The organism is Pectobacterium sp. IFB5596, from assembly GCF_021432585.1.
In the GTDB taxonomy this organism is placed as follows: Bacteria; Pseudomonadota; Gammaproteobacteria; order Enterobacterales; family Enterobacteriaceae; genus Pectobacterium; species Pectobacterium punjabense.
Map to the genome: position 1 here is coordinate 17179 of NZ_LXFY01000009.1, position 14731 is coordinate 31909.

The window sequence follows — 14731 nt, forward strand, 5'->3', positions numbered from 1 at the left end:
AATGTCAGTTATCTGTATCCGAAAAGCCTTTACGCGTTTTTACTTGCGCCATGCTTTCGAGAATTCGGTGGTAGTTATCAAAGCGCTCTACAGCAATATCTCCGCGCTCACGTGCGGCGTTAATCGCACAGCCCGGATCGTTTTCATGTTTACAATCGCGGAACTTGCACGAGCCGATGTATTCGCGTAGCTCAATGAAACCACGCGTAACCTGTTCTGGCTCCAGATGCCACAGACCAAATTCACGTACGCCCGGTGAGTCGATGACGTCGCCGCCATGCGGGAAGTGGTAAAGCCGGGAGGCGGTGGTGGTGTGTTGCCCCAATCCTGATGTGTCGGAAACCTCATTCACCAGAATGCGTTCTTCACCCAACGCAAGCAGCGCGTTAAGCAGGCTGGATTTCCCAACGCCTGATTGCCCAGCGAAAATGCTGATGCGGTCGGTGAGCGCTTGCTCCAGTTCGGGAATACCCTGTTGGGTATGGCTGGAAACCATCAACACGCGGTACTTGAGCGCGCGGTAAATATCCATCAGTTCATCGACAAATTGACGGGATTTATCATCCAGCAGGTCAATTTTGTTCAGTACGATCAGCGGTTCGATCTCCAGCGTTTCGCAGGCGACCAGATAGCGATCGATAATATTTAGCGACAGTTCGGGCAAGATCGCTGAAACGATCACGATCTGATCGATATTGGCGGCGATCGGTTTAATGCCATCATAATAGTCAGGGCGCGTAAGGACCGAATGACGGGGATGAACGGCTTCCACGATCCCGCTGATGCCAGCGAGCGATTCATGGCCAGGACGCCAGACGACCTGGTCGCCTGTGACCAGCGATGAAATTGTCCGACGAATGTTGCAGCGGTGCACCACGCCATCGGCGGCTTCTACATCGGCATGCATGCCGAATCGGCTGATGATAATGCCTTCCTGCGCATCGCCCAGTTGGCTATCTTCCCATTCAACTTTGCTTTCCGTTTTTTTCAGGCGACGCTGGTGGTTTGCGCTAACCCGACGCTGCTGACCTTTCGACAGTTTCTTTTTGCTCACTGAGCCTCACTTAAGACGATTTATCGTTCGCGGCAGTGTGTTATCGCCCGCCGCGTTTGAACCGATTATAATACACCCTATTTGATTTTAATTAACTGATACCACTTTGTCGGTATCAGCATTGAGATTGATACTGGTATCCTTGTATCGATGACAGGGCACAATGCAACAGGAATTCCCACGATGGTAGATGAAAATAACCTGATCTGGATCGATCTTGAGATGACCGGCCTCAACCCGGATCACGATCGCATCATTGAGATCGCAACGCTGGTTACGGATGCAAATTTGAACGTGTTGGCCGAAGGACCGGTACTGGCGGTGCACCAGTCGGATAGCCAACTGGCACTGATGGATGACTGGAATGTGCGCACGCACGGTACCAGCGGACTGACTGAACGCGTTAAAGCCAGCACCACGGACGAACGTGCTGCCGAGCTGGAAACGCTGGCATTTTTACAAAAATGGGTGCCTGCGGGTAAATCGCCGATCTGTGGCAACAGTATTGGTCAGGATCGCCGTTTCCTGTTCCGCTATATGCCAGAGTTGGAAGCCTACTTCCACTACCGTTATCTGGATGTCAGCACGCTAAAAGAGTTGGCGCGACGCTGGAAGCCGGAAATTATGGCGGGCTTTAAGAAGCAAGGCACGCATCAGGCGATGGACGACATTCGTGAATCGCTGGCGGAACTGGCCTATTACCGTGAGAATTTTCTGCGACTGTAGGTGAAGCGAGGCGGTAGGGCATAGATGTGCCACGAACTGCTGATATTTACACCATGATGTCGTTTTTATCAGCAGTCAGACGATTTTTCATTTTCTGGGGCTTGCGGTTAAACGGATTTCTCGTATAATGCGCACCCCATACCGATGAAGAATTTCAAGTAAAGAACTTCAACATCGTATGCAGATTTCCCGGGCGGGAATAGCTCAGTTGGTAGAGCACGACCTTGCCAAGGTCGGGGTCGCGAGTTCGAGTCTCGTTTCCCGCTCCAAGTTTTATCACAGTTTGTCACCATACAAGCCGTGTGCAGTAATCAGACGTAACGCCTGTTTTCGTCTGTCCGATATGCGGGAATAGCTCAGTTGGTAGAGCACGACCTTGCCAAGGTCGGGGTCGCGAGTTCGAGTCTCGTTTCCCGCTCCAATCTTTTTGTCTTCTTTTTAATTACTTCCAAAATTTATAATTTCTTGTTGCCCCTGTGTTTTATTGCTTTTAGCCGCCTGCTATTCATGTTGCCATTCAGAAGGCGAACGGATATCGCCGTGCCAAATGTATAGCGCGAGAACGGGTTCTTTTTGTGTCTGGGTCGCGTGTGTCACACCACTAGGGTGAAAAATTAACTCACCGGGCTGGCGCGGAAAATAACCCCTATTCCCCATCGTCCATAAACCTGTGCCAGCCAGAGGAAGGTAAATCTCCGTCGCGGGGTGGTAATGCGCTGGATAGTGTGTTTCTGGCGCAATAAGCGTCAACCCTATCGCTAAGTGAGAAGATACCCAGAGATCGTCTGGCCCGACAAATTGTGTAAAAGCGACGTTTTCATCCAGATATGGAAACTCGGGATGCGGGGTATAATCAAAGTTCCAGCGTAATTCTGGGGCTACTAACCTGAGCATCGAGCATATTTCTCTGTCTCCCGATGTTTCTCCAATTTTCAACGCTCGTTCAAGGTAATCAACCGCAGGCAGAGGCGAAGAGGTACTCAATCGCGTGTTTTTTTCTGGTTCGGAAGGCCAGCTGTTAGCGATTGGGGCGATGCCTTTACATAACTGCGGAGTGATGGGGATCGAGACTAGCCGCTTATGGATCGTGAAGAGTAAGCGTTCGAGAATGCCGTCACTGCTGCTCATGAATGTCGCCTTACCGTGAGGATGATATTCCCGCCCGCTGTAGCAGCAAGGAATACATCGATTGAACGATGGCTTCAGGGGCATCTTCTTGAACAAGATGCCCTGCGTTTTTGACGATCTGTAAAGGTGCATCGCCGAGTCGATGTGCCAGACGTTTGCCGACCTCAAGTGGTATCCACTTATCCTGCTCGCCCCATAACATATTCACCGGACAATCAAGTTTGGTGAGCGATGACTCAATGTCGTCGGTATAGCATTGATCCATCTGGGCTATTTGACGATAGAAGGCGGCTTGCCCGACTTCCCCTTGCCACGGTGACATATAAATGTTCAACGCTTCTTCCGATAGCGGCTGATAAGCCGCGCCCTGTAAATAAGCATTGAGTAACGCATCGTGAGCATATTCCGGCAGGCCGGTGAAAGCATCCTGATGTTTTCTGACATGTGCAACAAAGGGCGATCCCCACGGGGAAATGGCGACCGCATCAAATAACGTTAGCGAGGCATAGCGGAGACCTTGCAGGAAATAGCCGCGTAGCGCCGTCGCGCCGCCGAAATCATGGCAAAGTATGTCGGGTCGCGTCAGTTCCCATTCTTTCAGGAGTGCGGCCAATAGCCGATCCTGCACGCCAAGCGATACCTGCTGTCCGGCAGATTGATGTGATTGCCCGTAGCCCACCATGTCGTAGTAATAAACGGTCCAGTGTGAGGAAAGCAGGGGAGCGATGCGCCGCCATACCTGGGAAGAAAAGGGGGTGCCGTGAATCAGCACCAGCGCGGGGCCTTGCCCCATACATCCCCAGGCAACAGGCTGGTCTTCGAAAATAAAGTTATGTTTCAGTTCAAGCATGTTATTATCATATTCAATATTAGCTATATGACTATATAATACGAAAGATGAGTGAGAGATCAACCCAAGTCAAAGCATTAGCCAGTGAGCCACGGTTGGAAATCCTCCGGTTGCTTAAGCATCCGCAACAACATTTCAGCGGACAAATGTCGGCCGATCCGCAGGAATTTGGCGTGTGCATTACGCTGATCGCCGATGCATTACATATCGCTCAGCCAACCGCCAGCCGGCATGTCGATCTGTTACGACAGGCGGGTTTTATTACGGTAAAGCGCTACCAGAAATGGACGTACTGTCAGAGAAATGAGACGGCATTGGCGGATTACATTCAGTGGCTGTCTGAAGAACTGTGTGGAAAAACCGAGGGCTAAAGAAAAATATTCTGCTTCTGACGGCCTGTAATCACAACAAAACGTTCAAACTGACAGAAATTTAGCCAGCCCGAAAAACGCACTGGATTTTTTCCTGAGCGTTGATTTTGAGAGCGGTAATGTAGCGTCATAGGCGTGCATGGTTTTTTTAACCGCATTGGTTGAGACCATCTGAAACTGTGCCGACTCACTAAAATCACTTTCAATAGTGACAACGGAATATTGCCCTCTTTTACTCGATTGGCTGAAGCGAACGACGATCGCGTTTTCTAATATAACGGCACCGTCTTTCTTATCATCCGAAAAATAAAAATCCAATATTGGTTCAATCGTTCCATCCGCCAAACCAGCGGCCTTATAGTATTGCAAAAGGGAAATAAGGCTCACTCCTTTCCCGACAGAGAGACCGCTTCCGGCATTTTCATCGAGGTAAAAGTAGTGTTTAAAAACAATATCCAATTTTTTATTATGGTAACCAACAACATAATCCTTCTCATAAAAATGAAAATCAGCCGGTTCGCCGACTAACTCATACTCTTGAGAAATCAGTTCTGTCGGCGAAAAATCCTTAAGCCCAAAAATACCGGGGTGCCGAATGGTCGATTCTTTTAAATACATCGCAAATAGATTAAAGAAAGATGTTTTTAACATTGTTGACCAACCACGTATTGTGCCTCTGAATGCGTATCCGCAACATGGTGACTTTCAGGAATCATCATGTTACCTGTTTGTATATGGATGTGATGGTATCATCTCTATTCAGGTGGCAGAAAATTAGTGCGCCACGACAGGCCAGCGTTACAGGTGAATAATCATTTTGAGTGCAAATCGAATTCCATCCCCGTCTCTTCCCGTGTTAAAGCTTCTCGCGCTTGCGACAGCCGCGTTTCTGACCTTACTGACTGAGATCATGCCAGCAGGGCTCCTCAGTTCGATCGCGACGGGTCTGGACGTGTCCGAAAGTCTTGCGGGTCAGTTCATTACCGCATTTGCGCTGGGGGCGCTGTTATCCGCGATTCCCGCTACGGCGCTGACGCGGGGAATGCGGCGCAAACCCCTGTTACTTGTAGTGATTAGCGGATTTGCCATCGTTAATGCGGTGACGGCGGTTTCGGACAACTACGTTTTATCACTGGCTGCCCGCTTTGTTGCAGGTCTGTTCGGCGGGGTGGTTTGGTCGATGCTTGCCGGGTACGCATCTCGTATGGTTCCCCGTTGGTTACTTGGGCGTGCCATCGCCATTGTCGGCGCAGGCTCTACGGCCGCGTTAGTTCTCGGCGTGCCGATTGGCGGCCTTCTCGGGTCAGCGATCGGCTGGCAGGGCGCATTTGGGTTAGTGTCGGTTATCGCGGTGCTTCTTGTTGTTTGGATCGCGATTTTTGCCCCTGACTTCCCAGGCGAATCGGCTGATAAGCGGCTATCGCTACCTCAGGTCGCCTCCAAGCGCGGCGTCGGAGCGACGCTTGCATTGATCCTCACTTATATTGTCACGCACAACATTCTCTATATTTACATCGAACCTTTCCTCGTCGCTTCAGCCATGGGTGACTGGCTCAACGGGGTTCTATTCATTTTCGGAGCGGGTGCGGTTTTTGGCCTTGTGCTGTCTGGCATCATCGTTGATGGAAATCTAAAGCGTCTTGGCCCTGCCGAAGTTATGTTATTCGCCGCAGCGACGCTACTTCTGGGCCTTTGGTCCGATGTACAGGTCATTTTGGTTCTGGCCGTCTTTATGTGGGGAATCTCTTTCGGGGGATTCTCTGTCGTCACGCAAACGGCCATGACCCATCTTTCGTCTGATGCCGTAGATGTCGCACAGTCGATGTCTACTACATCATGGAACACTGCTGTCGCGGCCGGAGGCGTTATTGGAGGATTACTCCTCAGTAGCGCAGGTCCGGGCGCATTTCCGTGGGTGATGATTGGGATATTGACGCTATCATTCCTCGTTGTGATTCTGGGTGTTAACCGCGCGCTGACGGCGGCTAAGCCCGCGCAGTTCGTCTCCACCAAAAACGATTCCTTGATTTCGAGTAACCAACATTTATGAAATACCGCCACTTCCTGTTTGACCTTGACGACACGCTGTTAGATTTCAAAGCCTCTGAGCGGCTTTCGTTCGCCCGCACGCTGACAAATCTTGGCGTCGATATTGAAAATACCACTCTGTTTGCAGACTATCAGCGTGAGAACTCTCAACTATGGAGTGAATTCGAGAAGGGAGAAATCACCAAAGATTTACTGAAAGTAGAACGATTCCGCCGCACGTTCTCTCTGCATGGCATCGACATCGATCCCGATAAGGCAAGCCGCCTCTATTTGGAATGCCTGCCTGAGACTGTGGTGCTGGTAGATGGCGCAGTCCAGATATGCGAAGCGCTTGCTGAGATCGGTGAGGTTGGCATTATTACCAACGGTATTGAGTATGTGCAGGCGAAGCGGGTGGCGAACTCGGGTCTGGCAGACTGGCTCACGTTTGTCGCCACCTCTGAGGCTTGTGGATTCGCAAAGCCGGATGCGCGCTTCTTTGAGTTCTCAGCCAATAAATTCAGCGCATTTGAGAAAACCAAGGCGATCATCGTGGGCGACAGGCTTGATGCCGATATTCTGGGAGCAAACCTGTACGGCATAGACAGCTGCTGGTTCAATGCAAACGGAGCCGCCAACGATTCGGATATTACGCCAACCTACGAGGCCGCAACGCTACGGGATGTCTTCACACAGCTCAGTGCTAAATCCTGAGCCAGTATCACGCAGCATCGACGACAATCACCACGGTTAATTTGCCGTAGGTTGTCGTCGCACTGGCTCGTGAGCTCAGCAGTGTTATCAACACTGCTGCGTTCGCTTTAGCAACATGTACGTCCTCAATAGTCGCAGACCATGAATATTCGGTCGAAGCGTTGAGCGGCAAGGTCAGTGCGATGGATGATGAAGTTCAGTATGCCGTCATCCCACTGAAATTGCCCGTCCAGACAGACCTGAAACAGCACCAGCCAGTCTTGTGCTTCGCCACCCAATTTCTGTGCTGCCTGCAACTCTGGTAATTCATGCTGGCTGAAACCACAGCCGTTGACTCGGGCAATGCCCTGATATTCAGGCAACGGCGCATCCGGCGGAAAGTCCGATGGCAGCATGTCGTTTTCGGTCATCCAGGCCAGCTGTTCTTCAGTCGCTTTACTATCAGGTAATAGATTGAATGCCCCCAACTGCCGCAGCTTCCAGGCATAATATTGTGCAAAGCCAAGACGGGATAGCGCATCGTCGTATTCATCATCATCCAGTGCTGCCTGCTGTTCCAGACTCATGCGTGAGCAGAGTATGGAACCAATATGAGGATTTTGGCGTAATGCGTAAAAACTGGGTACGGTAACGCTGGCTCTGGGATGCAGTTTAAAGGCGGGCTTTTGCCCGAGGGTCTTTTCGTCATTGAAAGCCAGTTCGGCAAAGCGTGTTCCACTACTCAGGCTCGCCGTATCCTGCACATAGATAACTTTCCCTCTGGTCGTCAAAGGGCTACTTCCACACTCCAGAAAGAAGAATAACGTGCCTTCGCGTGGCAAATAGCTCTGCAATGGGGCCAAATCACGGCAGTCTACCTGTGCAATAAATTCCAACGGTACACGATAGGTCTGTGTGACGTCGTCCCAAGGGAAAATGCAGACATCTTCTTCGTCATCACTTGCTTCCCAGCATTCTTCGTACTCAAGCAGGGTGTCCTTGGCGACGCTGACACAAGGGTAAGGAATATCGACAGGTAAATCTGGCAGGCCGCCGAGTCGGTGGTTACCCAGCCCAGAGTGGTCGTCTTCTGCGCCATGATAGAAATCGATGCTACTGCGTAAAGTGCCAGATACGGCATAGGCGATAGGCGTGATGGCATCAGCCGAGAGTAACGTGTTCATAAGATGCTGGCGCTGTGGAGAATGTTCAGCCAGCAACGGGAGCAGGGCAGGATCTCGCGTTACAGGGGGGTAGATTGGTGTCTCTACGATGCTTCTCTGCTTTGCTTTCGCATCGTTGCCCTGTGTTGTGGCCGTTTTTGCTCCCTTCGCTTGCAGGTGGCTGTGATATGCCGTTTCTGGTGTGGCAGTGACAATTCGCAGGCTGCGCAGTGCGGCTTCCATTGTGATGAAGTGCTCTTGTTGCTGCTCCAGCGGGCAGTATCCCCCTGCGAAAAGGCAGACCGTGTCGGTTAAGCGGATAAACGCGAACAGGTAAGCAAAGCCGTAAACCCCTTCAGCCGTCATTAACAATGCGCTGTCGTTTCCAAGGGCTAACGTTTTTTCTTCAAGCCAGGTGAGCTTTCCATAGATTTTTCCGCAGAAAGCGCGGTATTGCTCAGCTTGTCCCGTTTCTGTTTTGTGTAGTAATTCCCTATCAACCGGATAAATATCCAGCACGACGAGACTGTCGTCAGTAGGATACTGACCGAGCGCGCCCTGTCCGATTTGCTCAACGGAAGTGAAATTCGGGGGGAAGTCTATAGATAAAACATCCGTGTGTATGATTGGCATGGCTATTCCTTGAATGCTGATTTCAGAAAACCGTCGTCCAGTGATACTACCCGCGGGTGATACCTTCCCGAAAGGGAATTCATCACAATCCACCACCGAATGGTGAGGCAACCAATCCCCCACGTAACGTAGGAAAAACACGGCAGCCGATGATTTTTTATGATGCGGGATGGCTTTACCCCTAAAGGCATCGACGCACTGACTGCCGATGACGTTGCATCACTTGTAATGCATTTTTGTAACGTTTTGCCTTTTTTTGGTGCGCGCGTTCCTGTCAGAACGGCGCGTTTACTGCATTTTCACGGAGTCAGGAATCATGGCACGGCCTGTGCTTAGTCTTATATACCGTCTTGTGTACAAGATGGCGCGACTCAGGCAATCGACCTGATCGGTTTTTTCAGGCTGGTGATGATCAGCTGTTGTTAGCTCACCGTTGAAGGGGGAACACAATGAAAAATAACAATGACAAGATCGATCGTAAACGCAGGCAATTAATGAAGTGGTCAGCGGTTAGCGCAGGTGCGCTGACGCTAAGCAGCATGCTGCCGGGTATTGCTTTCGCCGCAGAAGGTGAAGAGATCCGCATTGGTTACTGGCCGATTGTGGGCGGCTTACCTTTATATGTGGGCGTTGAACGCGGTTTTTTCAAAGAGGTGGGATTGAATGTTCGTGCGGTGAAATTCGCCAGCCCACAGCAGATTGTCGAGGGAATGATCACGGGGCGTATACACGGCTGCGCCAACGGTACGGCTACAGGCGCGTTGGGGTTAGGGGAAATTACTTCACCCGGCTTGTTCAAGATCATTTGCTCAAACCCTTCTAACCACCAGATGGTATTGGATGAGTTTCTGGTGCCGCTAAACAGCGACGTAAAAAGCATCTCGGAGCTGAAGGGCAAGCGTATCGCCTGTGGGCCGGGTATTCAGAATGTGGTCATGACCAAAATTATTCTGGAAAAAAATGGCTTTACGGCGGATGAGCTGCGTGTGACGGAATTACCCGTCGGGCAACATGTGGCGGCGCTGGCCGCTGGTCAGATCGACGGTGTTTATACGCTGGAGCCTACGGGGACAGTTGGGCGACTGAAAGGGCTGTCGCGTACGCTGGAAACGGGAGTGATCTCACGCTATGTGCTCGGTAACCCAGATGCGCCGTGGTTTGGCGGTGCGGCGGCGCTAAATAGCGGTTTTATCGAAAGCCGCGCTGCTGAGGCGAAAACCTTCACGCAAGCTTATGCCAAATCGGTGCAGTTTATTCAGCAGAATCCAGAAGCGGCGCGCGAACACATTACCGGATACACCAGTATTGAAGTTGAACTGAGTAAAGAGGTGCCGTTGCCGGGATTTGTCATGTACGACGAGCTAAAAGGCGACAATCTGGCATGGTTCCAGAGGTTTTATGACGTGTTCACCGAGAGAAAAATCTTTCGGCAGCCGGTGGATGTTAGCAGCCTGATTTATCAGCCTTAAGGGAGGTGTGCGATTATGCGTGAGCATTGGACGTCTAAATTACTACCCGCTGTCGGCCCGATTCTGCTGTTTCTCTTTTGGCAGTTGGCGGTCAGCGCGAAATGGCTGAACCCCATTTTATTACCGTCGCCAGTCGACACGTTGAGCTATATGTTCCAGTCCTTCGCGGATGCCAGCATGCGTACAGATATCGGCGCGACGTTATACCGCACGCTCGCCGCATTTGGTTTTGCTGCACTGATTGGCGTGCCGCTGGGCGTTATTCTAGGCAGCAATGAAAAGATTTACCGCAGCCTGGAATTTCTGATCGACTTTTTCCGCTCTACGCCGTCGTCTGCGTTGATTCCGCTATTTTTGCTGATTTTCGGGATAACCGATGCGAATAAAATTGCCATTTCAGCTTTTGCCGCCGTGCTGGTGATTCTGTTCAACAGCGCTTATGGCGTGATGAATGCTAAGAAAACCCGTCTGATGGCGGCACAGGTTATGGGGATCTCTCGCTGGCATATTTTTAAGGACATCATGCTGCTGGAAAGTCTGGCGCAAACTTTTGTCGGGCTGCGTACCGGTGTGTCGATGGCGTTGGTGATCGTGATTGTCGCGGAGATGTTTATCGGTTCCGAAACGGGGCTGGGACACCGCATCATTGATGCTCAGCAGGTGTTCAATATTCGGGATATGTATGCCTCTATCCTGATTACTGGCGCACTGGGATATCTGCTTAACGTGCTGTTTTTAATCGCAGAAAAACGAATTGTTCACTGGAGTGGCAAAGCATGATGACATCTCATACAGCGCAAGTGGAAAAACCGGATTCCGCCTTTCCGCCTTATCCGGCACCGAACACTCATGTGACCATTCGCGGCTTGAACAAGTCGTTTGCGGGTCAGCCGCTTTATACCGATCTGAATTTGGATTTGCCGCGCGGCAAGATTGTGTCTATTTTCGGGCCGAACGGCTGTGGTAAATCGACGCTGATGAACATGATTGCCGGGCTGATTCCTGTTGATAGCGGCGATATTTTGTTTGACGGTAAAACGCTGGCGGAAACCAGAATCGGGTATGTGTTTCAAAACTATCGTGATGCGCTTTTCCCCTGGATGAGCGCCTGGAAAAATATTGCCTACCCGTTGGTGCGCAGTGGAATGCGCAAACAGGATGTTCAGACGCGCATGGATGAACTGATTGCGATGTTTGATATTCGTTTCGACCTTCAGCGCTATCCGTATGAACTGTCGGGCGGACAGCAGCAGACGGTGTGTATTATGCGGGCGCTAGCGACGGGGCCGGAAGTCATGTTTCTGGATGAACCGTTCTCGGCGCTGGATTTTGAAATGACGCTGTTTATCCGCGACAAACTGCAAGAGGTTCAGTTGGCAACCGGCGTGACAATGGTCATCGTGTCACACGATTTGGAAGATGCCGTATTTTTAGCGGACGAAATCCTGCTGCTGACGCGTCGGCCAACGACGGTGTCGGAGATTGTTCCTTTCGATTTGGTGCGTCCACGCGGGGCGGAGGCGATGAGCGATCCAGAGTTTATTCGCGTCAAAGCGCACACGTTGGAAGTATTCAAACGCGAAATGGCTGCATAGAGAACGTCGAGCTGGTTTTCTGTCTCCCAAACGGCAATGGGTTTGGGAGACAGGCTTCGAACATTCACTCTTCACTCAGCGAACGCGGTACGTGTTCTTTTCTTAATACGCTCTGTATGCCGACAAACAACACGCCGATGAGTAGCAATATAGCGATGAGGCCGTCGTAGCCGTAAAACGTCATCGCTGCACCGGAGAACAGTGGCCCAGTGATACTACCCGCAGACCACACTAGCCCCAGAAGGGAATTCATCACAATCAGCCGCTGACCAGCAAATCGCTGACCGGCTCGAACCAGAGATAACGTGTAAAGCCCGCCCGCCGCTGCACCCAGCGCGAGGCAGGCCGGTGCCAGCAGTGAGGGAGAGGAAAACGAGAAGGCGGTACTTATCAGCATCACACAGAAAAAGACGCCGCAGCCGATGTGGGTTTTTATGATGCCGCATTTGTCCGCCAGCCAGCCTATCGGCATTTGAAATACGGCATCGCCCAGAAAGATGAGTGTGACCAACAAGATCGCGGATTTTTCGTCCAGCCCCTGCGCCATGCTGTAGAGCGGAAAGAGCGACAATATGCTGGCGTCAAAGAAGGAGAAGCAGAGTACGCCAGAAGCCATCGCGGGGAGAAAAGGGATAAAGTCCCGATAAGACGCCGAGGATTGCTCATCGGCACGAACCATACTGTCGCAATTCCTCAGCATAAGCGCACAGGCGCCACATATGCCGCCAATCAGCCATAGCGCATAGGTTTGAATAGTCTCGCCAGCGGCAATAAGCAGCGGTCCTATCAACTGACACCCTGTGAAAACGGAGGCATACAGCCCCGTCAGTGTTGCTTTGTGTTTGTCTGAGGCTCGGCTGGTGACCCAGGTTTCTCCCAGTACTACAAGTATCCCTGAAGCGAGCCCGGTTAGCAGGCGGGGTAAAATGAGTGAAACAGGATGCGACAGCAGGAATGAGGCGACGGTTGATACCGCCAGAATAATCAGGCTGCCGGATAACAGATATCTGGCGTGCAGGTGGCGGCTGAGCCACGGCGTAACAAAGGATGAGAGCATCATTCCTGCCGCTGGGAGTGCAGCCAGAATACCGAGCGTCGTCGTGCTGTGCCCGTGCTCTGCCAGTTTTAAACTGATTAGCGGCAGTGTGTATCCAGTGACGAGCCCCACGAGGGAGGCGGCAATAATCATGTTCAGTGTCGTGAAATTAGCTTCACGGGAGTGTGCTGTCATTGTGCTTCCAGTGTGGGGGTTAACAAGGTTCTTCAACCCCGGAAAGGCAGGTAGAAACTTCCTTCATGAGCCAGGTATGAAACCGCGCGTATTTTTCATTTTGCTCAAGAGGGACGGGCGAGAGCAAGTAATAAGCAGAACCATCCCGCGCAAACCCATACGGTGCATGCAATTGTCCGCTTCCAATCTCGTCTTGCACCATCAGGAACGACGCCATCGCCATGCCTAACCCTGAAACCGCAGCCTGAATACACAGATAAAAATGTTCATAGTCAGCTCTGGTACTGCCTTTGAGGGAGACGTGTGCCTGTCGCTGCCATGTTGCCCACGCTCTTGGTCGCGTTCCGGTGTAGAGCAAACGCATTCCCTCCAGACTGTCTTGGCGCTCGGCTTTATTGCGGCTTACTGGCCCCATCCATTCGTCACATACCTTTACCCCATGCGTTTGTGGTTCCCAGTGAAAATCGTCACGCCGCAACGCGAGATCAACGCCGCTACGTACAAAATCGATCGGCCCACCCGCAGCCACCAAATGAAGTTTGATATCGGGATGCGCCTGATTGAAAGCAGGCAGTCGCGGAATCAGCCATTTCATGGCAATCGTGGGTTCGCATGACAGCGTTAGTACCTCATCCTGCGCAGCTTGCTGTAGGCGATATACCGCCCCTTCAAGCTGCTCGAAGACAGACTGTGTGACCGTGTGCAAAGAGCGGCCTGCGGCGTTTAAAAAGATCGCCCGGTTACGTCGTTCAAACAGTTCAACGCCTAACGCGTCTTCCAGCAATCTAATTTGTCTGCTGACAGCACCGTGTGTGACATGCAAAGACTCGGCGGCTTTAACAAAGCTACCTGTTTGTGCGGCTGCTTCAAAGAAGCGAAAAGAAGCTAACGAGGGAAGTTTCATATACGCGATGAAATTTGACAGATTTACACCAAGATAAATCGCTTTTTTGGCACATGCAAACGCTGAATAATCAAACTGCGCTCCAGCGTAAATATGTGTAATAGCCTAAATAATGAGAAAATATTGTAGGGATGGCATCGTTAATAACCGTACTACATCACTGACCATTGTATTTCTCTGTTAATCCACCTGTCTTCTATCTGTGCAAAATCATCGTAAAAATGATGGCTTGCTGAACAAGGAAACTGTTAATGAATGAGTTAATTGCCGTCGCGACGATCACTATTTTGGCAGTTATCAGCCCGGGGCCTGATTTTGCGATGGTAACTCGCAACAGCTATGCGTTTGGCTCACGTACCGGGCTACTCAGCGCGTTTGGCATTGCCTGCGGCGTCCAGATTCATGTGATGTATACCGTTTTTGGCATTGCCGTATTCATCGTTAACTCCCCGATGATGTTTATGGCGATGAAGATTTTGGGGGCGTCATACCTGATTTATATGGGATATAACTCATTAATCAATAAGACAAAAATAACATTAGATGCGTCATCCGGTCAGGCGCCGTCATCACTGGCTGCGTTCCGTATGGGGTTTCTCACCAATGCCCTTAACCCGAAAACGATGCTGTTTGTTGTCGCCACCTATACCCAAGTCGTGCAGCCCGGCAGCCCAATGAGCCATAATTTTGGCTACGGGTTATTCATGTCAGTGGCGCACTGGGTCTGGTTCAGTATTGTTGCGCTGTTTTTTGCCGCACCGGCTATGCGTCGTCGGTTACTCGAGCGTCAGCATCTGGTCGATAAAGGGATCGGCATTGCCCTCATTGCTTTAGGTGCTTCTCTGGCGTTTACTAAAATTGCCCTCTAGAGGCCGCGCTGACGAAA

At 51.1% G+C, this 14731-nt stretch carries 15 protein-coding genes and 2 tRNA genes; 10 read left to right on the forward strand and 7 right to left on the reverse strand.

The annotated features are described in order from the left end of the window. Window positions 1-4: 4 nt before the first annotated feature. Window positions 5-1054, reverse strand: a complete 1050-nt coding sequence (rsgA, locus tag A6301_RS08810) for a small ribosomal subunit biogenesis GTPase RsgA (protein WP_205540359.1) — start codon at window positions 1052-1054, stop codon at window positions 5-7. 183 nt (window positions 1055-1237) lie between these two features. Here rsgA and orn point away from each other — a divergent pair, with 183 nt between their 5' ends. The 3 genes from orn (at window position 1238) to A6301_RS08825 (ending at window position 2201) form a co-directional block, all read left to right on the forward strand. Continuing rightward, window positions 1238-1780, forward strand: coding sequence for an oligoribonuclease (gene orn, locus A6301_RS08815; RefSeq protein ID WP_215484395.1), 543 nt, complete (start codon window positions 1238-1240; stop codon window positions 1778-1780). A 193-nt stretch (window positions 1781-1973) separates the two neighbouring features. Further along, a tRNA-Gly gene (locus A6301_RS08820) sits at window positions 1974-2049 on the forward strand. Between the two features lie 76 nt (window positions 2050-2125). Then, window positions 2126-2201, forward strand: a tRNA-Gly gene (locus tag A6301_RS08825). Window positions 2202-2281: 80 nt separating this feature from the next. Here the strand turns inward: A6301_RS08825 and A6301_RS08830 are convergent. After that, the gene (locus A6301_RS08830) at window positions 2282-2908 is read right to left on the reverse strand and encodes a dimethylsulfonioproprionate lyase family protein (RefSeq protein WP_234257589.1); all 627 of its coding nucleotides are present in this window, start codon (window positions 2906-2908) and stop codon (window positions 2282-2284) included. A gap of 10 nt (window positions 2909-2918) precedes the next feature. Further along, entirely contained in the window at window positions 2919-3758 is an 840-nt protein-coding gene (locus tag A6301_RS08835) for an alpha/beta fold hydrolase (protein ID WP_234257590.1), read from the reverse strand. Between the two features lie 47 nt (window positions 3759-3805). Between A6301_RS08835 and A6301_RS08840 the strand changes: the two genes are divergently transcribed. Continuing rightward, entirely contained in the window at window positions 3806-4129 is a 324-nt protein-coding gene (locus A6301_RS08840; RefSeq protein ID WP_107168409.1) for a helix-turn-helix transcriptional regulator, read from the forward strand. 45 nt (window positions 4130-4174) lie between these two features. Here A6301_RS08840 and A6301_RS08845 read toward each other — a convergent pair whose 3' ends face one another. Next, window positions 4175-4780 carry a hypothetical protein gene (locus tag A6301_RS08845; RefSeq protein WP_234257591.1) on the reverse strand — a complete coding sequence of 202 codons (606 nt, stop codon included), beginning with the start codon at window positions 4778-4780 and terminating at the stop codon, window positions 4175-4177. A 166-nt stretch (window positions 4781-4946) separates the two neighbouring features. On the opposite strand from A6301_RS08845, the gene A6301_RS08850 reads away from it, so the two are divergent. Together A6301_RS08850 and A6301_RS08855 are read left to right on the forward strand one after the other, a co-directional pair. After that, complete coding sequence (locus A6301_RS08850) at window positions 4947-6179, forward strand: MFS transporter (protein ID WP_234257593.1); 1233 nt, start codon at window positions 4947-4949, stop codon at window positions 6177-6179. Continuing rightward, entirely contained in the window at window positions 6176-6871 is a 696-nt protein-coding gene (locus A6301_RS08855; RefSeq protein WP_215483899.1) for a YjjG family noncanonical pyrimidine nucleotidase, read from the forward strand. The genes A6301_RS08850 and A6301_RS08855 overlap by 4 nt, the downstream gene beginning before the upstream one ends. A 125-nt stretch (window positions 6872-6996) precedes the next feature. Here the strand turns inward: A6301_RS08855 and A6301_RS08860 are convergent, their stop codons facing one another. After that, entirely contained in the window at window positions 6997-8646 is a 1650-nt protein-coding gene (locus A6301_RS08860) for a DUF1963 domain-containing protein (RefSeq protein WP_234257594.1), read from the reverse strand. 449 nt (window positions 8647-9095) lie between these two features. Between A6301_RS08860 and A6301_RS08865 the strand changes: the two genes are divergently transcribed. From A6301_RS08865 to A6301_RS08875, 3 genes are read left to right on the forward strand one after another with little or no spacing between them, the layout of a single operon-like run. Further along, window positions 9096-10115: an ABC transporter substrate-binding protein gene (locus A6301_RS08865; RefSeq protein WP_234257595.1), complete on the forward strand. Its 1020-nt coding sequence runs from the start codon at window positions 9096-9098 to the stop codon at window positions 10113-10115. 15 nt (window positions 10116-10130) lie between these two features. Then, complete coding sequence (locus A6301_RS08870; RefSeq protein ID WP_234257596.1) at window positions 10131-10895, forward strand: ABC transporter permease; 765 nt, start codon at window positions 10131-10133, stop codon at window positions 10893-10895. Further along, the gene (locus tag A6301_RS08875; protein WP_234257597.1) at window positions 10892-11710 is read left to right on the forward strand and encodes an ABC transporter ATP-binding protein; all 819 of its coding nucleotides are present in this window, start codon (window positions 10892-10894) and stop codon (window positions 11708-11710) included. The genes A6301_RS08870 and A6301_RS08875 overlap by 4 nt, the downstream gene beginning before the upstream one ends. A gap of 64 nt (window positions 11711-11774) precedes the next feature. Here the strand turns inward: A6301_RS08875 and A6301_RS08880 are convergent, their stop codons facing one another. Both A6301_RS08880 and A6301_RS08885 read right to left on the reverse strand, forming a co-directional pair. Next, a complete protein-coding gene (locus A6301_RS08880) occupies window positions 11775-12941 on the reverse strand; it encodes an MFS transporter (RefSeq protein WP_107168416.1) in 1167 nt (388 codons plus the stop codon). A gap of 19 nt (window positions 12942-12960) precedes the next feature. Next, window positions 12961-13845: a LysR substrate-binding domain-containing protein gene (locus A6301_RS08885; protein WP_205540343.1), complete on the reverse strand. Its 885-nt coding sequence runs from the start codon at window positions 13843-13845 to the stop codon at window positions 12961-12963. Between the two features lie 251 nt (window positions 13846-14096). Here A6301_RS08885 and A6301_RS08890 point away from each other — a divergent pair, with 251 nt between their 5' ends. After that, window positions 14097-14714: a LysE family translocator gene (locus tag A6301_RS08890; RefSeq protein WP_205540342.1), complete on the forward strand. Its 618-nt coding sequence runs from the start codon at window positions 14097-14099 to the stop codon at window positions 14712-14714. The last annotated feature ends 17 nt before the right edge of the window (window positions 14715-14731 follow it).

Bases quoted from the DNA above. Each gene is read 5' to 3' on its own strand.
- A6301_RS08840 (WP_107168409.1), top strand. From the start codon at position 3,806: ATGAGTGAGAGATCAACCCAAGTCAAAGCATTAGCCAGTGAGCCACGG.
- A6301_RS08860 (WP_234257594.1), bottom strand. From the start codon at position 8,646: ATGCCAATCATACACACGGATGTTTTATCTATAGACTTCCCCCCGAAT.
- A6301_RS08875 (WP_234257597.1), top strand. From the start codon at position 10,892: ATGATGACATCTCATACAGCGCAAGTGGAAAAACCGGATTCCGCCTTT.
- A6301_RS08885 (WP_205540343.1), bottom strand. From the start codon at position 13,845: ATGAAACTTCCCTCGTTAGCTTCTTTTCGCTTCTTTGAAGCAGCCGCA.
- A6301_RS08835 (WP_234257590.1), bottom strand. From the start codon at position 3,758: ATGCTTGAACTGAAACATAACTTTATTTTCGAAGACCAGCCTGTTGCC.
- A6301_RS08845 (WP_234257591.1), bottom strand. From the start codon at position 4,780: ATGTTAAAAACATCTTTCTTTAATCTATTTGCGATGTATTTAAAAGAA.
- A6301_RS08855 (WP_215483899.1), top strand. From the start codon at position 6,176: ATGAAATACCGCCACTTCCTGTTTGACCTTGACGACACGCTGTTAGAT.
- A6301_RS08870 (WP_234257596.1), top strand. From the start codon at position 10,131: ATGCGTGAGCATTGGACGTCTAAATTACTACCCGCTGTCGGCCCGATT.
- A6301_RS08830 (WP_234257589.1), bottom strand. From the start codon at position 2,908: ATGAGCAGCAGTGACGGCATTCTCGAACGCTTACTCTTCACGATCCAT.
- A6301_RS08880 (WP_107168416.1), bottom strand. From the start codon at position 12,941: ATGACAGCACACTCCCGTGAAGCTAATTTCACGACACTGAACATGATT.
- orn (WP_215484395.1), top strand. From the start codon at position 1,238: ATGGTAGATGAAAATAACCTGATCTGGATCGATCTTGAGATGACCGGC.
- A6301_RS08890 (WP_205540342.1), top strand. From the start codon at position 14,097: ATGAATGAGTTAATTGCCGTCGCGACGATCACTATTTTGGCAGTTATC.
- A6301_RS08865 (WP_234257595.1), top strand. From the start codon at position 9,096: ATGAAAAATAACAATGACAAGATCGATCGTAAACGCAGGCAATTAATG.